The 21647-nt window shown below is 69.1% G+C and carries 20 protein-coding genes; 18 read left to right on the plus strand and 2 right to left on the minus strand.

Annotated elements, in window-relative coordinates; translation table 11 throughout:
- Positions 1-76: 76 nt before the first annotated feature.
- Positions 77-1438, minus strand: coding sequence for a HipA domain-containing protein (locus tag ACREYQ_RS20825; RefSeq protein WP_432262067.1), 1362 nt, complete (start codon positions 1436-1438; stop codon positions 77-79).
- Positions 1438-1737, minus strand: a complete 300-nt coding sequence (locus tag ACREYQ_RS20830; protein ID WP_432262068.1) for a helix-turn-helix domain-containing protein — start codon at positions 1735-1737, stop codon at positions 1438-1440. The genes ACREYQ_RS20825 and ACREYQ_RS20830 overlap by 1 nt, the downstream gene beginning before the upstream one ends.
- A gap of 457 nt (positions 1738-2194) precedes the next feature.
- Here ACREYQ_RS20830 and ACREYQ_RS20835 point away from each other — a divergent pair, with 457 nt between their 5' ends.
- From ACREYQ_RS20835 to ACREYQ_RS20920, 18 genes are all read left to right on the plus strand, one after another.
- Positions 2195-3091, plus strand: a complete 897-nt coding sequence (locus tag ACREYQ_RS20835) for a VOC family protein (protein ID WP_432262069.1) — start codon at positions 2195-2197, stop codon at positions 3089-3091.
- A 7-nt stretch (positions 3092-3098) separates the two neighbouring features.
- The gene (locus tag ACREYQ_RS20840) at positions 3099-3989 is read left to right on the plus strand and encodes a CoA transferase subunit A (RefSeq protein WP_432262070.1); all 891 of its coding nucleotides are present in this window, start codon (positions 3099-3101) and stop codon (positions 3987-3989) included.
- A gap of 23 nt (positions 3990-4012) precedes the next feature.
- On the plus strand, positions 4013-4813 hold the full coding sequence (locus tag ACREYQ_RS20845) for a CoA-transferase subunit beta (protein ID WP_432262071.1): 801 nt from the start codon (positions 4013-4015) through the stop codon (positions 4811-4813).
- A 7-nt stretch (positions 4814-4820) separates the two neighbouring features.
- Positions 4821-5711 carry an enoyl-CoA hydratase gene (locus tag ACREYQ_RS20850; protein ID WP_432262072.1) on the plus strand — a complete coding sequence of 297 codons (891 nt, stop codon included), beginning with the start codon at positions 4821-4823 and terminating at the stop codon, positions 5709-5711.
- On the plus strand, positions 5708-6790 hold the full coding sequence (locus ACREYQ_RS20855) for an NAD(P)H-dependent flavin oxidoreductase (protein ID WP_432262073.1): 1083 nt from the start codon (positions 5708-5710) through the stop codon (positions 6788-6790). Before ACREYQ_RS20850 ends, ACREYQ_RS20855 begins: the two co-directional genes overlap by 4 nt.
- Before the next feature lie 19 nt (positions 6791-6809).
- Positions 6810-7601 carry an enoyl-CoA hydratase family protein gene (locus ACREYQ_RS20860; RefSeq protein ID WP_432262074.1) on the plus strand — a complete coding sequence of 264 codons (792 nt, stop codon included), beginning with the start codon at positions 6810-6812 and terminating at the stop codon, positions 7599-7601.
- The gene (locus ACREYQ_RS20865) at positions 7591-8757 is read left to right on the plus strand and encodes an acyl-CoA dehydrogenase family protein (RefSeq protein WP_432262075.1); all 1167 of its coding nucleotides are present in this window, start codon (positions 7591-7593) and stop codon (positions 8755-8757) included. The genes ACREYQ_RS20860 and ACREYQ_RS20865 overlap by 11 nt, the downstream gene beginning before the upstream one ends.
- 20 nt (positions 8758-8777) lie before the next feature.
- Positions 8778-9845: an acyl-CoA dehydrogenase family protein gene (locus ACREYQ_RS20870; protein ID WP_432262076.1), complete on the plus strand. Its 1068-nt coding sequence runs from the start codon at positions 8778-8780 to the stop codon at positions 9843-9845.
- 20 nt (positions 9846-9865) lie between these two features.
- Complete coding sequence (locus ACREYQ_RS20875) at positions 9866-11017, plus strand: acetyl-CoA C-acetyltransferase (protein ID WP_432262077.1); 1152 nt, start codon at positions 9866-9868, stop codon at positions 11015-11017.
- A gap of 10 nt (positions 11018-11027) precedes the next feature.
- Positions 11028-11903, plus strand: a complete 876-nt coding sequence (locus ACREYQ_RS20880; RefSeq protein WP_432262078.1) for an SDR family oxidoreductase — start codon at positions 11028-11030, stop codon at positions 11901-11903.
- Positions 11904-11914: 11 nt separating this feature from the next.
- On the plus strand, positions 11915-13078 hold the full coding sequence (locus ACREYQ_RS20885) for an acyl-CoA dehydrogenase family protein (protein ID WP_432262079.1): 1164 nt from the start codon (positions 11915-11917) through the stop codon (positions 13076-13078).
- Positions 13075-14286, plus strand: a complete 1212-nt coding sequence (locus ACREYQ_RS20890) for an acyl-CoA dehydrogenase family protein (RefSeq protein WP_432262080.1) — start codon at positions 13075-13077, stop codon at positions 14284-14286. The genes ACREYQ_RS20885 and ACREYQ_RS20890 overlap by 4 nt, the downstream gene beginning before the upstream one ends.
- On the plus strand, positions 14283-15086 hold the full coding sequence (locus ACREYQ_RS20895; RefSeq protein WP_432262081.1) for an SDR family oxidoreductase: 804 nt from the start codon (positions 14283-14285) through the stop codon (positions 15084-15086). The genes ACREYQ_RS20890 and ACREYQ_RS20895 overlap by 4 nt, the downstream gene beginning before the upstream one ends.
- 40 nt (positions 15087-15126) lie before the next feature.
- Complete coding sequence (locus ACREYQ_RS20900) at positions 15127-15582, plus strand: MaoC family dehydratase (protein ID WP_115212628.1); 456 nt, start codon at positions 15127-15129, stop codon at positions 15580-15582.
- Between the two features lie 13 nt (positions 15583-15595).
- The gene (locus ACREYQ_RS20905; protein WP_432262082.1) at positions 15596-16798 is read left to right on the plus strand and encodes an acetyl-CoA C-acyltransferase; all 1203 of its coding nucleotides are present in this window, start codon (positions 15596-15598) and stop codon (positions 16796-16798) included.
- 71 nt (positions 16799-16869) lie between these two features.
- On the plus strand, positions 16870-17835 hold the full coding sequence (locus tag ACREYQ_RS20910; protein WP_432262083.1) for a WD40/YVTN/BNR-like repeat-containing protein: 966 nt from the start codon (positions 16870-16872) through the stop codon (positions 17833-17835).
- 38 nt (positions 17836-17873) lie between these two features.
- Complete coding sequence (locus ACREYQ_RS20915) at positions 17874-20318, plus strand: efflux RND transporter permease subunit (protein ID WP_432262084.1); 2445 nt, start codon at positions 17874-17876, stop codon at positions 20316-20318.
- 86 nt (positions 20319-20404) lie between these two features.
- Positions 20405-21583 carry an NADH:flavin oxidoreductase gene (locus ACREYQ_RS20920; protein WP_432262615.1) on the plus strand — a complete coding sequence of 393 codons (1179 nt, stop codon included), beginning with the start codon at positions 20405-20407 and terminating at the stop codon, positions 21581-21583.
- Positions 21584-21647 lie beyond the last annotated feature (64 nt).

Consider the following 21647-nt stretch of genomic DNA (forward strand, 5'->3'; position numbering starts at 1 on the left):
GTGCGGTGCGCGCGGGGGCGCCACATCATGCGTTCGGACTAGGCACCGCCATGGTGCAGTGGCCCTTTCCTCATGGTCAAAGCAAGTCGGAATTCACCCTGGGGACATGCGGTGCGAGGCTCAGTAGCCGGTTCGCCTGCACGCAGACGAAGTCAGATATCTGTTGCACAAGGGCTAGCTCATCATCCGTATACACCGCGTTCCTGGCTTGTTCGGGGGCATGCTGCAACGCCAGCTTTGCCAGGCGCGTCATTTCACGCGCGAGAAGCGCCGGGCGAATCTTGGCGCGCCTGGCGAAGTCGGCGAGGGCGAACGGTGTCAGCTCGTCGATAAGAAAGACATCGCCATATGCCATTGCCATGTCTGGAATGAAGGCATTGCCATAGACGTTGACTGCCACCAGGTCATAGATGGGCGCAGGCGCCAGCCCGCCGGGCTTCACAAAGAATGAAATATTCTTGCCGTGCGCGTCGCTGTTGCCCAGCAGCAACTGCAGGATTGCCCACCGCAGCATGAATTGCTGCGAGACTGCCGGCGTCTCCAGGTGCGGTGTCAAAGAGAAGAGCTTCTCGAAGCTGGCCCCATCCCGGATATTTGCCACGTCCCGCGTATGCCCAAGATTGCGCTCATATTTGTACGTATGGGGCAGGTCCAGGGCTTGGCAGCCATCAATGACATGCAAGCGCCGTACGGACTGGACTCGGTCGGGGTACTCCGGCTCCGGGGTCACGATACGGTCGAAGCGTTCGATGAGGAGAACCGGCGCTGGAATCCGGCGAATGGAGACCGGCGCTACCGGCAGGCCCATCCTGGCCGCCAGCGACATGCAATAGTGCTCGTTGGCGACAATGCACTGCGTGAGCGGATTGACGGATTCCGGCTTCAGGATGTGTGTCGAACTGAGCGATCCATCTGCAAGCGAAAACCTCTCTCCTTCAACCAACACCTGCAGCTTGTCCTGGAAGCCCGCGATCGACAGACGTACCTGGCCGTCCCATACGGGGAAGGGGATCGCGGCCCGTTCCTGGATGCGGTGCGCCAGTTCTTCGGTGGAAATTTCTCGGCGCACAGGCTCCAGCAAATCTCGCGATAGCGTCCCGGGATCCAGTTTCTCCTCATTGGCGAAAAAGCTCAGCGCACCGACCGGCTCTTTGCCGAGCCGACGAATCAGCGCGTAGATATTGCTTTTTGATATGTGATACAGGCTCGACGCAACTTCCAGGGCGTGCCCTTCCGGCAGGAGATTGCCAAGAAATCTCGCGACTGCGCCCGGCACGGGCACCTCACCTGTCACCGGGATATGGGGCGACAGAGAATAAGCCCCATCACGCGCTTGCCAGTCGGGGTGATATTCGAAGGAGTAGTGGTCTCGCATGGGCTCGAAGGCAAGCTGGCCAACGGGCTCGCCATGCGCCCGGACATCAAGGACGTGTTGCATCAGGTGCGCTCCGAACGCGACTGAAGTAGTGCGGAAAGGGCAGTCCTGGTCTCCGTCTTGTCTGCCACCAACATCATGAGCCCCAGGCCGTTCAGTACGCGCAGGAGCTTGTCAGTCCCCACTGGCTTGCCGTTTTCCAACTTGGACAGCAGATCTTTAGAGACGCCGAGCAGGTCCGCCGCATCATCTATGCGCAGTCTGCTACGCGCTCGCTGGTTGCGGATGCATGCGCCAAGCGCCTCAAGATCGGAGGCCAGCGGGTCTAAGGACGCATCTGGCTGGGGAAGGGTGCGCGACATAATTCCGGGATATGAGGAAAAAACGGCGCGGAAGTGATGCGCGCCATGATAGTTACGACAATAGCGGAATTATAGGCGCTCGGTCCGGGATCCACCAATAGTTCCGCTATTTCAGGAGCAAAGTCCAGAAAAGCGGGCATTTGGATATTGTTCCGGTATTTCAGGAATTATTACTTGACCCGGAACCAGCTTGCTCCGGGCAAAGACGGCTCGCGGCAAGCGACAACGGCTCGACCACGGCGCGCGCGGCGCCGGCACTTCACTCGTTCCGGCCAACCACCGCCGCCGCCGCCAAAGCCGCGCCGGCTCTCAGCGGACCCTGGCCAGCCGCCCCACATCGGCTAGTCCGCCAGGACGATGTGCCCCCAGCCCGCAAGCGAAAGAATCGGTCCCATCGACGGGCTGCCGCATCAGCGCAGCCCACTTCGACCCCCACATCGAACCAGAGGAGACCGGCATGTTGGACATTCGTGCGCTTGGCTACATCGTGGTCGAGTCCACCGACATCGGGCAGTGGCGACACTATGCCGAACAAGTGCTCGGCATGGCCTGTTCGGGCGCCCCCGGCGGTGCGCTGTACGTGAAGATGGATGAGCGCGACTACCGCTACCTGGTGGTGCCGGGCGCGCGTGACCGCTACCTGGCATCGGGCTGGGAGCTGGCCGACGAGCCTGCCTACCGCCATGCGCTCGACACGCTGCGCCAGGCCAACGTGGAGGTCGTGCACGCCAGCGCCGCGGAGCTGACGCAGCGCCGCGTGCAGGCCGTGGCCTGGTTTGCCGATCCCTCGGGCAACCGCCACGAAATCTTCTGGGGCATGCGCTCGGATTTCCTGCGCTTTGTCTCGCCGGTGGGCGTGCCGCGCTTCATCACGGATCCGATGGGCGCGGGCCATGCCGTGCTGCCCGCGCCGGACTTTGACAAGACCTATGCCTTCCTGTGCGAGGTGATGGGGTTCGGCCTGTCCGACATCTTCCGCGTGCGCTTCACCAACGACCCGGCCGAGCCGGAGAAGCGCATCCACTTCCTGCATTGCGGCAACGGGCGTCACCACAGCCTGGCGATCTTCGAGATGCCGTCGGAGGCCGGCTGCATCCACGTGATGGCCGAGGTCCCCGACATGGCCGAGGTGGGCCGCGCGCTGGACCGCGTGCAGCAGCACGGCGTGAAGCTCTCCGCCACGCTGGGCCAGCACTGCAACGACCGCATGACTTCCTTCTACATGAAGACCCCCGGCGGCTTCGACCTTGAGTTCGGCCATGGCGGCCTGGTGGTGGACTGGAGCCACCACGCAGCCTACGAGGCCACGCGCGTCAGCCTGTGGGGACACGACTTCAGCATCGGATACCGCTAAACACATCATGACCAAGACAATCGACAAGACCATGAGCGCGTCCGACGTGGTCGGCCAGCTCGCCGATGGCATGACCATTGGCATCGGCGGCTGGGGCCCGCGCCGCAAGCCGATGGCGCTGGTGCGCGAGATCCTGCGCTCGCCATTGAAGGACCTGACCGTGGTGGCTTACGGCGGGCCCGAGGTGGGCATGCTCTGCGCCGCCGGCAAGGTGCGCCGGCTGGTGTTCGGCTTCGTCTCGCTCGACGTGATTCCGCTTGAGCCCTATTTCCGCCAGGCGCGCGAGCGCGGCTTGCTGGAGGTGACGGAGCTGGACGAGGGCATGCTGCAGCTGGGCCTGCGCGCCGCGGCTGCGCGGCTGCCGTTCCTGCCGACGCGCGCCGCGCTGGGCACCGACGTGCTGGACCGGAACCCCCAGCTGAAGACGGTGCGATCGCCCTATGCCGACGGCGAAGTGCTGGTGGCGATGGCGGCCATCGAACTGGATGCCGCGCTGCTGCACGTGAACGAAAGCGATGTGCTCGGCAACACCCGCATCGACGGCCCCGATCCGTTCTTCGATGAATGGTTCGCACGCGCCGCGCACCGTTGCTATGTGAGCTGCGAAACGCTGCGCCCGCGCCTTGAGGACGAAGACCTGGCGCGCGCGCGCAACAACGCCTTCGAGCGCTCGCTGGTGAGCGGCGTGGTGCACGTGCCCGGCGGTGCCCATCCCACTTCCTGTGCGCCGGCCTACGGCTGGGACCTGCCCGCGCTGAAGGCGTACTGCGCCAGCGCCGAGGCCGACGAGGGCTTTCGCGCCTACCGCGACGAGGTGGTGGGCGCGAGCGAAGCGGCCTACCTGGAGCGCATCGGCGGCCTTGGCCACGTGCATGACCTGCCGCTGCCGGTACTTTGAACCCGCCAACCCAAGGAGCGACCGTGAGCGCCACTTATGAATTCACCCGCGCCGAGCTGATGATTGCCGCCGCCGCCCGCGCATGGCGCGACGACGGCGAGGTGCTGGCCACCGGCATCGGCACCGGCCCGCGCATCGCCGCCGGCCTGGCGCGGCTTGCGCACAACCCGGGCCTGCTGCTGACCGACGGCGAGGCCTACCTGGTGGAAACGCCGGTGCCGCTGGGCCCGCGCGAGCCCGGCTACAAGGTGCGCGCCAGCGGCTGGATGGGCTATTCGCGCGTGTTCGACTGCCTGTGGGGCGGCCGGCGCCACGCGCTGGTGATGCCGACGCAGATCGACCGCTTCGGCCAGGCCAATATCTCCTGCCTGGGCGGCACGCATGCGCAGCCCAAGACCCAGTTGCTTGGTGCGCGCGGCTTTCCCGGCAACAGCATCCACCACGCCAATTCCTTCTTCGTGCCGGCGCACACCACGCGCGCGTTCGTTGCGGGTGAGGTCGACATGGTCTGCAGCGCGGGCTACAACCCGGCCCGCCAGCTCGAGGGCATGCGCAGCTTCGTTGACCTGCGCGTGATCGTCACCGACCTGTGCGTGATGGACTTCGGCGGCGCCGGCCATGCCATCCGCGTGCGCTCCCTGCACCCTGGCGTGAGCCTGGAGCAGGTGCAGGCGGCCACGGGCTTTGCGCTGGCGAACACGCCCGGCGAGGCCTTGCCCGAGACGGCGCCGCCGACGCCGGAAGAACTGCGGCTGATCGCCCAGCTTGATCCGCACAACCTGCGCGCGGCCATCGTGCGCGGCAATCCTTCCGGACGCGTGTGAGGCCGACATGACAACGCCAGCTATCGAAGCCATCAGCCTTGGCCCCAATGCCGAGGTGCTCTACCAGGTCGCGGACGGCATTGCCACCGTGACCATGAACCGGCCGCAGTTCCACAACGCGCAGAACTCAAAGATGACCTACGCGCTGGACGAGGCCTACCGGCGCGCCGCCGCGGACGACGCGGTCAAGGTGATCGTGCTGCGCGGGGCCGGCAAGCATTTCTCGGCCGGGCACGACATCGGCACGCCGGGGCGCGATATCAACGAATCGTTCGAGCGCGCCTCGCTCTGGTATGACCACGTCAACAAGCCCGGCGGCGAGTTCCTCTATGCCCGCGAGCAGGAGGTCTACCTGGGCATGTGCCGCCGCTGGCGCGAGCTGCCCAAGCCGATCATCGCCATGGTGCACGGCGCCTGCATTGCCGGCGGGCTGATGCTGGCCTGGGTGTGCGACCTGATCGTGGCGTCGGACGATGCGTTCTTCGCCGATCCGGTGGTGCGCATGGGCATCCCGGGCGTGGAGTACTTCGCGCATGCCTACGAGCTGAATCCGCGCATCGCCAAGGAATTCCTGTTCCTGGGCGAGCGCATGAGTGCCGAACGCGCCGAGCGCATGGGCATGGTCAACCGCGTGGTGCCGCGCGACGCGCTGGAAGACACCGTCTACGGCATGGCCGCCAAGGTGGCGCAGATGCCGCGGCTGGGCCTGACGCTGACCAAGCAGGCGGTCAACCATGTGGAGGACCTGCAGGGCAAGCGCTCCGCGATGGATGCCGTTTTTGCCTGGCACCACTTCGCCCACGCGCACAACGAGTTGGTCAGCGGTGACAAGCTTGGCGGCTATGACGCGCGCGCCATGGCCGCGTCGCAACGCACCGGCGGCGAGGACCAGGCATGAGCGCCGCGAGCCTGCACACCGTGCTGTGCGACCTGCTGGGCTGCCGCTACCCCATCGTGCAGACGGCGATGGGCTGGGTGGCGGACGCGAAGCTGGTCGCGGCCAGCGGCAATGCCGGGGCCTTCGGCTTCCTGGCCGGCGCGACCATCCCGCCCGGCGAGGTCGAGCGCGAGATCCTGCGCGTAAAGGCCCTCAGCGACCGGCCCTTCGGCATCAACTTCCACATGTTCCAGCCCAACGCGGACGAAGTGATCGAGATGGCGATCCGCCACCGCTTGCGCGCCGTCAGCTACGGGCGCGGTCCCGACGCCAGGATGATCGGCAAGCTCAAGGCGGCCGGCGTGGTCTGCATGCCGACGGTCGGCGCGGCCAAGCACGCGGCCAAGGCCGTGGAACTGGGCGCAGACGTGGTCACGGTGCAGGGCGGCGAGGGCGGCGGCCATACCGGCGGCACGCCGACCACGCTGCTGCTGCCGCAGGTGCTGGACAGCGTCAGCGTGCCGGTGGTGGCGGCGGGCGGCTTCTACGACGGCCGCGGGCTGGCCGCGGCACTGGCCTACGGCGCGGCCGGCGTGGCCATGGGCACGCGCTTCCTGATGTCGGCCGAATCGCCGGTGCCGGCGCCAACGCTGGAGCGCTACGTCAAGGTGCGCGACCCGGCGCAGATCCGCGTGTCGCTGGCCATTGACGGCCTGCCGCAGCGAATGATCGATAACGACCTGCTGCTGGCGCTGGAGAAGGCCGGTCCGCTGCGGCGCACCTGGCTGGCGCTGGCGGCCGCGCGCAAATGGCAGGCACGTACCGGCATGCGCAGCGCGCAAATGCTGGCCACCGCCTGGCGCGCGATGCGCGAGCAGGACTACAGCGCCGCCCAGACCCTGATGGCCGCCAACGCGCCGGTGCTGATCCAGCGCGCGATGGTGGAGGGGTGCCCCGATGACGGCGTGCTGCCCAGTGGGCAGGCGGCCGCCGCGATCGGCGCCATCGAATCGTGCGAGCAGATCGTGGCCGGCATGGCCGCCCAGGCGCAGGCGCGGCTTGTGGCGCTGGCTGGCGCCGGACTGGCTGCCGCGGCCTGACCCACAGACAGAGGAAACCATGCAAATGAACCACAAGACCGCGCCGTTCCGCATCGACATCGCCGACGGCATCGCCGAGCTGGTGATCGACCATCCGCCCGTCAACGCGCTCGACAACGCCGGCTGGCATGCGCTGGCCGCGGCCATCGACCAATTGGGCACCGACGCCGCGGTGCGCGTGATCGTGCTGCGCGGCGAAGGCCGCGGCTTCTGCGCCGGCGTCGATATCAAGGAGCTGGCCGCGCACCCGCAGCGCATCGTCGATGTCAACGCCGGCAACTACGCCACCTTCCGCGCCGTGCACCGCAATCCCAAGCCGGTCATCGTGGCCGTGCACGGCTTCGTGCTGGGCGGCGGCATCGGCATCTGCGGCGCCGCCGACATCATCGTGGCGGCCGATTGCGCGCGCTTTGGCGTGCCCGAGATCGACCGCGGCGCCATGGGCGGCGGCGCGCACCTGCAGCGCATGTTCGGCGTGCAGAAGGTCAGGGCGATGTACTTCACCGGCGAGATGATCGATGCCGCCGAGGCATACCGCCTGGGCGCGGTCGAGCGCGTGGTGCCGCTCGCCGGCTTGCGCGACGCCGCCATGGCGCTGGCCCGCCAGATCGCCGCCAAGAGCCCGGCCATGCTGCAGCTGGCCAAGGAGGCGCTCAACGGCGTGGAAGACGGCAACCTCGAGGACAAGTACCGCTGGGAGCAGGGCTTCACGCTGCAGGCCTATATGAGCGCCGATTCCGGCGAGGCGCGCGCGGCCTTTGTCGAAGGCCGCGAAGCCCGCTTTGCACCAGGGGCGCGCGATGCAGCTTGAATACACCAGCGCCCAGCGCGCCTTCCGCGCCGAAGTGCGCGACTGGATGGCCGCACACGTGCCGCGCACGCCGCTGGCGAGCTTTGACACCGAGGAAGGCTTTGCCCAGCACCGCGCCTGGGAAGCCACGCTCAACCAGGGCCGCTGGAGCATGGTCACGTGGCCGGCCGAACTGGGCGGGCGCGGCTGCGACCTGATCGAGTGGCTGATCTTCGAGGAAGAGTACTGGCGTGCCGGCGCGCCCATGCGCGTCAACCAGAACGGCATCTTCCTGCTCGGGCCCACGCTGATGGAGTTCGGCACCGAGGCGCAGAAGGCGCGCTTCCTGCCGCGCATGGCCTCGGGCGAGCATATCTGGGCGCAGGGCTGGTCCGAGCCGAATGCAGGCTCCGACATGGCCGCGATCCGCTGCAGCGCGATCCGCCAGGGCGACGACTATGTCATCAACGGCCAGAAGATATGGTCGACGCGGGCGGTGTGGGCGGACTGGCTGTTTGGCCTGTTCCGCACCGACCCGGCCTCGACGCGCCACCATGGGCTGACCTTTGTCCTGGTGCCGCTGGACACGCCCGGCATCACCGTGCGCCCGATCCGCCAGCTCAACGGCCAGACCGGCTTTGCCGAGATCTTCTTCGACGACGTGTGCGTGCCGGTGGAAAACCGCCTGGCCGCCGAGGGCGCAGGCTGGCAGGTGGCCATGGCCACCGCCGGTTTCGAGCGCGGCCTGATGCTGCGCTCGCCGGCACGCTTCCAGGAAACCGCCCGCGCCCTGGTCAGGCTGTACCAGGCCAACCGCGAGGCGGCGGACCGCGACCCCTCGCTGCGCGAGGCGGTGCTGCGTGCCTGGATGGACGCCGAGGCCTACACGCTGTCCACCTACGCCACCGCGAGCCGCCTGGTGCGCGGCGGCCATATCGGCGCGGAGTCGAGCACGAACAAGGTGTTCTGGTCCGAGCTGGACATCCATATGCACGATACCGCGCTGGCCATCCTCGGCCAGGCCGCTGAAGTCGCGCCCGCCGGCCAGCCGCCGGGTTCGCTCGGCCACTGGCTCGACGGCTTCCTGTTCTCGCAGGCCGGGCCGATCTATGCCGGCACCAACGAGATCCAGCGCAACATCGTCGCCGAGCGCCTGCTCGGCATGCCGCGCGCATGACGGCCCCCGGGGAAAACACCATGGATTTCACATTGACCGAAGAGCAGGAGCAGTTCGCCGAGGCGATCCGGCGCTTCCTGATGACCGAGATGACGCCCGAGCTGACGCGCGAGCTGTGGGCCACCGAGTCCGGCCGCTCCGACGCGCTCTGGCGCCAGCTTGCCGACCAGGGGCTGACTGCCGTCACGGTGCCGCAAGAGCAGGGCGGACTGGGGCTGGGCGAGGTCGAATGGGCGCCGCTGGCGCAGGCCTGCGGCTACTTTGCGCTGCCCGAGCCCCTGCTCGACACCGCATTGGTCGCGGCGGGGCTCCTGCGCGACGCGCTTGCGGCGGCGCCGAACGTCTCGGTGCGCGAGCGCTGCGCAGCGCTGCTGGAGCGCATCGCCGCCGGCGATGCCCGCGTGGCGGTGGCGCATCCGCAGGAGCGGCTGGTGGCCGACGCCCATGTCGCCGATGCCATCCTGTGCGCGCATGAAGGCGCCGTGCACCTGCTGCGGCCGGACCAGGCCGCGCTGACGGCGCGCACCGGGCTCGATCCCTCGCGCCGCCTGTTCGAACTGGCATGGACGCCGGCTGCGGATACCGAGCTGATCGCTGCAGGCAGCGGCCTGTGGGACAGCGCGCTGAACCGTGGCGCACTCGGCGTGGCCGCGCAGCAGCTGGGCCTGACCCAGCGCATGCTGGACCTGGCGATCGACTACAGCGCGCAGCGCAAGCAGTTCGGCAAGGCCATCGGTGCCTACCAGGCGGTCAAGCACTTGCTGGCGGACGTGGCGATCCAGCTTGAATTCGCCCGGCCGGTGCTGCTGCGCGCGGCCGCCGCGCTGGCGCATGGCCTGCCCGATGCTGGCCTGCATGTGTCGCACGCCCGCGTGGCCGCCGCGCGCTGCGCGTGGAGCGCGGCGCGCCAGGCCATCCAGGTGCATGGCGCCATGGGCTACACCTGGGAGCTGGACCTGCAGATCTTCACCAAGCGCGCCTGGGCCCTGGCCGGAAGCTGGGGCGACCGGGCCTTCCACAAGGCGCGCCTGGGCACGCACATCCTGGACGGCGCGCATGACATCGGCGCCGGCGCCACTTTCGCCTGAATCCAAAGAGACCAATTTCCATGAAAGACGCCTATATCGTTGATGCCCTGCGCACGCCCACCGGGCGCCGCAAGGGTGGACTGTCGCACATCCATGGCGCCGACCTGGGCGGCTTCGTGCTGGCCGAGCTGGTGCGCCGCAACGGCATTCCCGCCGAGGACTATGACGACGTGGTGTTCGGCTGCGTCGACACCATCGGCCCGCTGGCCGGCAATATCGCGCGCAGCGCATGGCTGGCGGCTGGCCTGCCGCTGACGGTGCCGGGCGTGACCGTGGACCGCCAGTGCGGCTCCTCGCAGCAGGCCGTGCACTTCGCCGCGCAGGCGGTGATGAGCGGCACGCAGGATGTGGTGATCGCCGGCGGCGTGCAGACCATGACGCAGATCCCGATCTCGTCGGCCATGCTGGCGGGGCAGGCGCTGGGGTTTGCCGACCCGTTCTCGGGCAGCAAGGGCTGGCAGGCGCGCTTTGGCGATGCGCCGGTGTCGCAGTTCCATGCCGCGCAGCGCATCGCGGATCACTGGAAGCTGTCACGCGAGGCCATGGAGGCCTATGCGCTGGCCAGCCACCAGCGCGCCGCGGCGGCAAGGGAAGACGGCCGCTTCGCGCGGGAAATCGTGCCCTGCGAAGGCGTTGTCCATGACGAGACGCCGCGCCCCGACACCACGCTGGCCAGGATGGCCGCGCTGGAGCCGCTGATGCCCGGCAGTGCGCTGACTGCCGCGGTGTCCAGCCAGACCGCCGATGCCGCCGCCGCGCTGCTGATTGTTTCCGAGGATGCGCTCAAGCGCTATCAGCTCACGCCGCGTGCGCGCATCGCACACATGAGCGTGCTGGGCGATGACCCGCTGTGGATGCTGACCGCGCCGATCCCGGCCACCAGGCGCGCGCTGGAGCGCAGCGGCCTGCGCCTGGCCGATATCGACGTGGTCGAGATCAATGAAGCGTTCGCCTCGGTGGCGATGGCATGGCTGGCCGAGACCGGATACGCGCCGGAGCGCACCAACCCCAACGGCGGCGCCATCGCCCTGGGCCACCCGCTGGGTGCCACCGGCGCGCGCCTGATGACCACGCTGCTGCACGAACTGGAACGCACCGGCGGCCGCTACGGCCTGCAGACCATGTGCGAAGGCGGTGGCCTGGCCAACGTCACCATCATTGAACGCCTGTAAGGAGAGCGCCATGGGAATCTGCGACGCACGCACCGTCATCATCACCGGCGCCGGCGGCGGGCTGGGCCGCGCCTATGCGCTGGCCTTCGCCGCCGAGGGCGCCAACGTGGTCGTCAACGACATCCGGCGCGAGGCGGCCGAAGCCGTCTGCGCGGAGATCCGCGCGGCCGGCGGCAGTGCGCTGGCCAGCGACGACGACATCACGCAACTGGCTACCGCGCAGCGCATCGTCGATGCCGCGGTCGCGGCCTTCGGCGAGGTGCACGTGCTGGTCAACAATGCCGGCATCTGCCGCGACCGCATGTTCGTCAGCCTGACCGAAGCGGACTGGGACGACGTCATGCGCGTGCACCTGCGTGGCCACTTCTGCCTGGCCAACCTGCTGGCGCGGCGCTGGCGCGACGCCGCCAAGGCCGGCCGCGCCGTCGACGCACGCATCATCAACACCAGCTCCGGCGCGGGCCTGCAGGGTTCGGTCGGGCAGTCCAACTACGCCGCCGCCAAGGCCGGCATTGCCGCGCTCACGCTGGTGCAGGCCGCGGAACTGGGCCGCTACGGCATTACCGCCAATGCGCTGGCGCCGGCGGCGCGCACCGGCATGACCGAAGACGTGTTCGCCGACATGATGCGGGCGCCGGCCGGCGGCTTCGACTACTACGACCCGGCCAACGTCGCGCCGCTGGTGGTGTGGCTGGGCAGCGCCGCCTCCGCGCAGGTCAACGGGCGCATGTTTGAAGCGGCCGGCGGCATGGTGTCGCTGGCCGACGGCTGGCGCACCGGGCCGAAGGCCGACAAGGGCGCGCGCTGGCAGCCGGCCGAAGTGGGCGCCGCGGTGGCCGGATTGCTGGCACAGGCCCAGCCGCCCCAGCCGGTCTACGGCAGCTGAGCGCGACTGCCATGGACTTCTCCCTTAGCGTCGAACAGCAGATGATCCGCGACAGCGCGCGCGACTACCTCGCCACGCACAGCGATTCGGCGGCGGTGCGGCGCGTGACCGAGGCGGGTCCCGCGCACGATGAAGCGCTGTGGCGCGCGGTCGCGGGCGAACTCGGCTGGTGCGGCATCGCGCTGCCCGAAGCCGTGGGCGGTGCCGGACTGGGCGCGCCCGGGCTGGTGCTGCTGCAGGAGCAACTGGGCCAGCGCCTGGCCTGCGTGCCGTTCTGGTCCGCCATGTGCGTGGCCGCGCCGTGGCTGCAGGCCAGCCTGGGCCCGCGCGGCAGCACGCAGTGGCTGGAACGGCTGGCCTGTGGCGAGGCCCGCGCCGCCGCGGTGCTGCCGGACGACGGTGGCTGGCAGTACGACGGCGTCGCGATCGGCGCGCAGGCAGGCGCGGATGGCTTCGTGCTGCACGGCTGCGCCGCCCAGGTGGCCGATGCCGTCGGCGCCGACTGGCTGCTGCTGCCGGCCCGGCTCGATGACGGCGTGCCGGCGCTGTTCCTGCTGGAACCGGCGGCACTGGCGCAGGACGCCCGCTTCCGGCTCGAGCCGCTCGATACGCTCGACCGCACGCGGCCGCTGGCCGCGCTGCGGCTGGACCGGCTGCCCGTGCCCGCCAGTGCCTGCCTGGCGCGCGTGGACGCCGCGGCGCTGGGCCTGGCCCAGGCCTGGTGGCACGGCAAGCTGATGCTGGCGGCCGAGCAGCTTGGCGCGGCCCAGCAATGCCTGGACCTGACCGTTGCCTATGCGTCGGAACGGATCCAGTTCGGGCGCGCCATCGCCTCGTTCCAGGCGGTCAAGCACCGCTGCGCGCAGATGATGGTGCTGGTCGAGGCGGCGCGCTCGGCAGTGTATGGCGCGGCGCAGGCGTGGGAATCGGGCGAGGTCACGGAAGTGACCGGCATCCGCGTCGACATCGCCGCCGCGGCCGTGGCCGCGGACGACGCGCTGCGCTTCTGCGCGCAGGAGGCCATCCAGCTGCACGGCGGTGTCGGCTTCACCTGGGAGTATGACCCCCAGCTCTATTTCAAGCGCGCGCAGGCCGCCAGCCACTGGCTGGGCGGTGCCGGCGCGGCGCTGGCGTATCTCGCGGCAAACGGCCCCCACGCCTGGAGGACAGCATGACAGCGAATCAAGAGGCGGCATTCCGCGCCGAAGTCGCACAGTGGATGGACGCCAACCTGGCCGGCGAATTCGCCTGCCTGAAGCACCGCGGCGGTCCCGGCGACGAAGAGGCCTATCCCGAACTGCGCAAGGCGTGGGAGCGCCGGCTGGCCGAAGGCGGCTGGACCGGCCTGGGCTGGCCGCGCGCGCATGGCGGGCGCGAGCTGCCGGTCATGCAGCAGGTGATCTTCCATGAGGAATATGCGCGCGCCGGCGGCCCGGGCCGCATGGGCCATATCGGCGAAGGGCTGATCGGCCCGACCCTGATCGCCTTCGGCACCGAGGACCAGAAGGCACGCCTGCTGCCCGGCATTCTCCATGGCACCACGTTCTGGTGCCAGGGGTACTCGGAGCCCGGCGCGGGCTCGGACCTGGCCAATGTGCGCACGCGGGCGCAGCGCGATGCGGCCAGCGGCGACTGGCTGGTGAGCGGCCAGAAGGTGTGGACCTCGCTTGCGCACGATTCGGACTGGATCTTCGTGCTGGCGCGCTGCGAGCCCGGCTCGCGCGGCAGCAAGGGCCTGATCTTCCTGATGCTGCCGCTGGACCAGCCCGGCGTCGAGATCCGCCCGATCCGGCAGATGGGCGGCGGCGCCGAATTCAATGAGGTGTTCTTCGACGGCGCGCGTGCCGCCGCAGCCGACGTGCTGGGCGCGCCCGGCGATGGCTGGCGCATCGCCATGGCGCTGCTGGGCTTCGAGCGCGGCATCTCCACGCTGGGCCAGCAGATGCAGTTCACGCATGAGCTGGAATGGGTGGCGCAGGCCGCGCGCGACAACGGCAGCAGCCGCGACGCGCTGGTGCGCCAGCGCATTGCGCGGGCCTGGGCCGGCCTGCGCGTGATGCGCGCCAACGCGCTGCGCATGCTGGCGGGGGCCGCACAGGCGGGCCAGGACGGCGGTACCGCGCTGCAGCGCGAGGCCCTGATCTACAAGTACTACTGGTCCAACTGGCACCGCGACCTGGGGCAACTGGCGCTGGACGTGCTGGGCCCGCTGGCCAATGTGCTGGATGCCGGCGAGACGGGCGATGTGCGCCGCACGCGGCTACAGCAGATGGCATTGTTCTCGCGCGCCGACACCATCTACGCAGGCACCAACGAAATCCAGCTCAACATCATCGCCGAGCGCGGCCTCGGCATGCCGCGCCAAGCTCGAGGAACGTCATGACCCTGAATACCGAAATCCCCAGCGCCCCGGCCTATGTGCCGGGCCATCAACTGCTCGCCGGCAAGAGCGTGCTCATCACCGCCGCGGCCGGCGTCGGCATTGGCTTTGCGGCGGCGCGCCGCTGTGCGGAGGAGGGCTGCCGCGCGCTGATGATCTCCGACATCCACCAGAAGCGGCTGGACGAAGCCGTCGAGCGCCTGCGTGCGGAAACCGGCCTGCAGGCGGTCTACGGCCAGCTTTGCGATGTGTCGGATGAAGCGCAGGTGCGCGCACTTGTCGCCGCCGCCGAAGAAGCACTTGGCGGCACCGACGTGCTGATCAACAACGCCGGCCTGGGCGGCTCGCGCCGCCTAGTTGATATGGACGATGCCGAGTGGTCGCGCGTGATCGATATTTCCCTCACCGGGACCTTCCGCATGACGCGCGCGATGTTGCCGCACATGCAGGCGCGCCGGCGCGGCGCCATCGTCAACAACGCCTCGGTGCTGGGCTGGCGTGCGCAGAAGGAGCAGTCGCACTACGCCGCGGCCAAGGCCGGCGTGATGGCGCTGACGCGCTGCAGCGCGATGGAGGCCGCCGAGTTTGGCGTGCGCATCAATGCGGTGGCTCCCAGCATCGCGCTGCACGACTTCCTGAAGAAGTCGGCGCCGGCCGACCTGCTGCGCCAGCTCAGCGAGCGCGAAGCCTTCGGGCGCGCGGCCGAGGTGTGGGAGGTGGCCAATGTGATGGTGTTCCTGGCCAGCGACTATGCCTCGTACATGACGGGCGAAGTGCTGCCGGTGAGCAGCCAGCGGGCTTGAAGAGAAACAGTTGGAACCGGGAACAACGCAGGAACCAGACATGCCAAGAATCTTCCGTTCCGCCGAAGACATCCACGCCGCCGTCGGCCAGCGCCTTGGCGAAAGCGCCTGGACCCGCATCACCCAGGAGCAGGTCAACCAGTTCGCCAATGCCACCGGCGACCACCAGTGGCTGCACGTGGACCCGGAGCGCGCCGCGCAGGGCCCGTATGGCGCCTGCATCGCGCATGGCTACCTGACGCTGGCGCTGGTCAACCAGTTCCTGCCGGAGCTGGTCACGGTCGAGGGCATGAAATGGGGCGTCAACTACGGCTGCGACAAGGTGCGCTTCCCGGCGCCGGTGCGCGTAGGGGCGCGCGTGCGCGGCGTGGGTGAGCTGGTGCGGGCCGAGACCTTGCAGGGCGGCGTGCAGTCGGTGGTGCGCATGACCGTGGAAATCGAAGGCGGGGACAAGCCCGCCTGCGTGGCCGAGACCATCAGCCGCTATTACTTCTGAACAGGAATCCAGCATGAAAGAAGCAGTCATTGTCGCCGTCGCGCGCACTCCGATCGGCAAGGCCTTCCGCGGGGCCTTCAACGACACCGAGTCCCCCGTGCTGGGCGGCCATGTGGTGCGCAGCGTGGTCGAGCGCGCCGGCGTGGATCCGGCCGAGGTGGACGATGTGCTGATCGGCGCGGCTGCGCAGCAGGGCACCCAGGGCTACAACCTGGGCCGCCTGTGCGCGGTCGCTGCCGGCCTGCCGGACAGCGTGCCCGGCATGACCATGGACCGCATGTGCGGCTCGGGCCTGATGACGATCGCGGCGGGCGCCCGCGCCATCCAGTGCGGTGAGGCCGACATCATCGTGGCCGGCGGCGTGGAGTCGATCTCGCTGACGCAGAACAAGCACAAGAACAGCTACCGCGCCCAGTCAGAGGCGGTGCTGGCGCACCAGCCGGCGGCCTACATGGCGATGATCGAGACCGCCGAGGTGGTGGCGCGCCGCTACGGCATCAGCCGCGCCGAGCAGGACGCCTACGCCTGGCGCAGCCAGCAGCGCACCGCCGAAGCGCAGCGCCGCGGCGCCTTCGATGACGAGATCGTGCCGCTGGAAACGCGCCGCGCGCTGTTCGACAAGGCGGGTGCGCTGACCGGGCATGAGACCGTGCGGCTTGCGCACGACGAGTGCAACCGCCCCGACACCACCGCCAGCAGCCTGGAGGCCCTCAAGCCGGTCTGGAGCGGCGGGCAGGCGGTGGCCGCCGGCGAGCACATCACCGCGGGCAATGCCTCGCAGCTGTCGGACGGCGCCGCCGCGGTGCTGCTGATGAGCGCCGATGAGGCCCGCCGCCGCGGCCTGCGCCCGCTGGGCCGCTACCGCGGCATGGCGGTGGCGGGCTGCGCGCCGGACGAGATGGGGATCGGCCCGGTGTTCGCGGTGCCGAAGCTGCTGGCGCGCCATGGCATGACCGTGGCCGATGTAGGCCTGTGGGAGCTGAACGAGGCCTTCGCCTGCCAGGTGCTGTACTGCCAGCAGAAGCTGGGGATTCCGGATACGCGGCTGAACGTCAACGGCGGCGCGATCTCGATCGGCCATCCGTTCGGCATGTCGGGTGCGCGCATGACCGCGCATGCGCTGATCGAAGGCCGGCGCCGCGGCGTGCAGCAGGCCGTGGTGACCATGTGCATCGGCGGCGGCATGGGTGCCGCCGCGCTGTTCGACGTTCTGTAATCACAAGCAGCCCCTGCAGGAACCGGCCCGTAACGAGGCTGCCTGCCATCACTCCAACCGGAGGAGACATCATGAAACGACTGATCGGCGTCGCCATGTCGCTGGCCGTGCTGGCCACCGCGGTATGGGCTTTCGCGCCGCGCCCGCTGCCGCCGTTCGCGGCCACGACGCTGCACCCGGATGGCCTGCAGGTCAACGGCATTGCGCGCGCCGGCGAGCGCCTGGTGGCAGTCGGCGAGCGCGGCCAGATCCTGCTCAGCGATGACCAGGGCCGCAGCTGGCGTACGGCTGCGGTGGACCAGCCGCAAGGTGTCACGCTGACCCAGGTGGCCTTTGCCGACGGCCGCCACGGCATGGCGGTCGGCCACGGCGGCTGGATCCTGCGCACTGAAGACGGCGGTGCGCACTGGCAGCAGGTGGCCTTCGACACGCGCTCGTCCGACCCGCTGCTGGGCGCCTGGGCGCAGGCCAGTGGGCCGTGGTTCGCGGTTGGCAGCTTTGGCCGCGTCCTGGTCTCGCGCGACCAGGGCAGGCACTGGGAAGAAGCCGCTGACAAGTCCATGCAGGACCGCCACCTCAACGGCATTGCCGGCGATGCGCAGGGACGCCTGATGCTGGTGGGCGAAGGCGGCCTGGTGCTGCGCTCGCCCGATGGCGGCGGCCGCTGGGAGTCGATGAAGTCCCCGTACGAGGGCTCTCTCTACGGCGTGCTGCCGCTGCGCGACGGCGCCTGGCTGGCCTTCGGCATGCGCGGCAACGCCTTGCGCAGCGAGGACTTCGGCGCCACCTGGCAAGCCGCCGACACCGGCCGCAAGACCTCGTTCTTCGGCGGCGCCGAGCTGCCCGATGGCCGCATCGTGCTGGCCGGGCAGGGCGGCACGCTGGTGATGTCCGCCGATGGCGGGCGCCACTTCACCGCATTGCCCGCCGGCAGCCCGCAGACCCTGGCCGCGCTGGCCCCTGCCGGCAAGGACACGCTGGCGCTGGGCGGCAATGGCGGCATCGCCGCCGCCACGCTCGCTGCCGACACCCGCTGACTCTGCCTGACCCTGGCTTACCGAATGCGAGAACGATCATGAACCGCCCTCAATCCTCCGGCCGCCTGGGCCGCTTTGTCGATGCCTGCGCCAGCGTGCTGATGCACCGGCGCCGGCTGCTGCTGGTGCTGTGCCTGGCCGTGACCGTGGCGCTGGGCGTCTCGGCCACGCGGCTGCGGCTCGATCCCGGCTTCAACAAGATGATCCCGCTGCAGCACCCGTACATGCAGGTGTTCACCAAGTACGCAAGCAGCTTCTCCGGGGCCAATACCGTGCTGGTGAGCCTGCGCTGGAAGGGCGACGGCGATATCTACAACGCGCCGTTCATGGACAAGCTGCGCCGCGCCACCGATGAAGTGTTCTTCATCCCCGGCGTGGACCGTTCGCGCGTGTTCTCGCTGTTCACGCCCAATGTGCGCTACACCGAGGTGACCGAGGCGGGGTTTCGCGGCGACGTGGTGGTGCCGGGACGCTTCTCCGCCACGCCGGCGGAGCTCGACAAGGTGCGGCGCAACGTGGCGCGCTCCGGCCAGATCGGCCGGCTGGTCAGCAATGACCTCAAATCCGCGCTGATCCGCGCGGAGCTGCGCGAGACCGATCCGGCCACCGGCAAGACCATCGACTACGGCTCGGTCGCGCGCCAGCTGGAGAAGATTCGCGGCGAATTCAGCGGTACCGATGTCGAGGTCAATATCGTCGGCTTTGCCAAGCTGGTGGGCGATGTGGAAGAGGGCATCTCTGGCGTGATGGGCTTTTTCGCTCTGGCCTTCGCCGTGACCGCGCTGCTGCTGTGGCTGTACACGCGCTCGCTGCGCATCACGCTGCTGTCGCTGGTGGTGGCGCTGCTGCCCGTGGCCTGGCTGCTGGGCCTGCTGCCGCTGCTGGGCTACGGCATCGACCCGATGTCGATCCTGGTGCCGTTCCTGATCTTTTCGATCGGGGTCTCGCACGCGGTGCAGATGACCAATGCCTGGAAGCAGGAGGTGGTGCAGGGGCACAGCGCGCTGGACAGCGCCAGCGCGGCCTTCCGCAAGCTGTTCATTCCGGGCACGGTGGCGCTGCTGACCAATGCGCTGGGATTCATGGTCATCATGCGGATCCAGATCGACATCGTGCGCGAGCTTGGCATCACGGCCTGCCTGGGCGTGCTGCTGATGATCGTGACCAACAAGGTGTTCCTGCCGATCCTGCTGTCGTACACGCGGCTGGAGCCCTCGGCGCTGGCGTCGGCGCAGGCCCGGCGCGCGCAGGGAACCGGCGGGCTGTGGCAGAAGTTCGGCGCGCTGGCGCGCCCGGGACCGGCGCTGGGGGTGTTCATGGCGGCGCTCGCGCTGCTGGCGGCCGGCGCCATCGAATCGCGCGGCCTGAAGATCGGCGATGTCGGCAGCGGCGCGCCCGAGCTGCGTGCGGATTCGCGCTATAACCGCGACAGCGCCAGCGTGGTAAGCCAGTACAACATCGGCTCGGATGCGCTCACGGTCGTGGTGGAACCCACCGGCTTCGATGACGGCTGCCTGCACTACCCGGTGATGAGCGCGGTCGAACGCTTCGAGATGCGAATGCGCGGCGTGTCCGGCGTGCAGTCGGTGGTCAGCGTATCGTCGCTGGCCAAGGTCGTGATCGGCGCCTACAACGAGGGCAACCCGCGCTGGGAGGCGCTGCCGCGCAGCAGCGATGGCCTGAGCCAGGGCGCCAAGGCGTTCGACCCGGACAACGGCATGAATACCTCGAACTGCCAGGCCATCCAGGTGCTGATCTACACGGCCAATCACGAGGGCGCGACCATCGCCCACATCATCCGCGAGATCCGCCGCTTCACCGCCGCCGACAAGACGCCCAACGTGGCGTTCCGCCTGGCGGGCGGCAATATCGGCGTGATGGCGGCGACCAATGAGGCGGTGGAGGAGGCCGAGGTGACGATGCTGCTGTCGATCTTCGGCGCGATCACGCTGCTGTGCCTGCTGACGTTCCGCTCATGGCGCGCGGTGCTGTGCATCATCGTGCCGCTGACGCTGGTGTCGGTGCTGTGCAATGCGCTGATGGCGCGCCTTGGCATCGGGCTGAAGGTGTCGACGCTGCCGGTTATCACGCTTGGCGTGGGCGTTGGGGTGGACTACGGCATTTACCTGTACGAGCGCATCCAGCACCAGATCCGCGAGGAAGGGCAGGCCCTGCCGCAGGCCTTTGCCGAGGCCATGCGCCAGCGCGGCTCGGCGGCGCTGTTCACGGCGCTGACGATGTGCATAGGCGTGGGGACCTGGGCCTTTGCCGCGCTCAAGTTCCAGGCCGACATGGGGATCCTGCTGGCCTTCATGTTCCTGGTGAACCTGTTTGGCGCGGTATCGCTGCTGCCGGCGCTGGCGGCGTGGCTGGGGGTGGAGGAAGAAGAGCGCGCCCGCGTGGCTGGTGCCGGTGATGCCGGTACCGCCGCGCGCGGCGAGACGGTGCCGCCGGCGCACGCCTTGAAATCCGACGTGGTGTAAGGCCGATGGCCCGGAGAAACAGCATGCACGATAGCCAGGTTTCCGCAGCGGCGGCATTCACGCCGGTCCGCATCGGCCCGCTCACGCTGCGCAACCGCTTGATCAAGGCCGGCGCGAACGAAGGCATGACGCCGCGGGGCCTGCCGACGCAGGCGCTGGTCAGGCACCACCGCGACCTTGCCGCGGGCGGGGTGGGCATGACCACGGTGGCTTACGCGGCGGTGGCCGACGACGGCCTGACCTTTTCGCATCAGCTCAGCATGCGCCCGGAGCAGGTTGCGCCCCTGCGCGTGCTGACCGAGGCCGTGCATCGCGAAGGCGCGGCGGCCTGCCTGCAGATCACCCATGCGGGCTCGTTCACCACCATGCGCCACGGCGGCAGCCGCGCACCGGGCAGTGCTTCGGCCGGGCTCAATGCCTTTGGCATGCTGCATGGCGTCTATTTCCAGCGTGCCCTGCGCGAAGCGGACATGGCGCGCGTGGCCGGCCAGTTTGCCGCGGCGGCACGGCTGGCGCGCGAAGCCGGCTTCGATGCGGTGGAAATCCACATGGGGCACGGCTACCTGCTCAACCAGTTCCTGTCGCCGCTGAGCAACCGGCGGCGCGATGCCTTCGGCGGCAGTGTGGAGAACCGCACGCGCTTTCCGGCCACGGTGCTGCGCCAGGTGAAGGACGCAGTCGGCGCCGACCTGGCAGTTTGCTGCAAGCTGAGCGTCAGCGATGGCGTGCCGGGCGGCAACGAACCCGCGGATTCCGCCGTGACCGCACGCATCCTGGAGGCGGAAGGGGCCGACCTGCTGACCCTCAGCGGCGGGCGCAACGTCGAGAGTCCGTGGGCGCTGTTCGGCAGCCCCATGCCCACCGCGCAGATGAAGGCCGCGGCGCCGACCGCGGTGGCGCGCTTCGGCATCACCATGCTGGAAAAACGCACGCCGCGCGAGCTGGCCTTTCGCGAGCTGTACTTCCTGGAGGCGTCGCGCGTGGTGCGGCGGGCGGTGCGCATGCCGCTGGCCTATATCGGCGGCGTCAAATCGATCGGCAACGTGGCGCAGCTGATGGAAGAGGGCTTCGACTGCGTCGCGCTGGCACGCGCGCTGATCCACGATCCCGCGCTGGTGGCCAACTGGCGCAGCGGCGCGGTGGCGCGTTCGGCCTGTGACGCCTGCAATGGCTGCGTGGCCAGGATCTACGACCCGGCCGGCGTCAGCTGCGTGCATGGCCCGGGCAATGATCCGGCGCAGACGCAAATTGACGCGCTGCAGTAGTCCGATGAGACGATGAGCCGCCGGACAGACGCTCTTATCTTGAAGCTCCCACGGGAATTCAAGG

The organism is Cupriavidus sp. TMH.W2 (assembly GCF_050847365.1).
In the GTDB taxonomy this organism is placed as follows: Bacteria; Pseudomonadota; Gammaproteobacteria; order Burkholderiales; family Burkholderiaceae; genus Cupriavidus.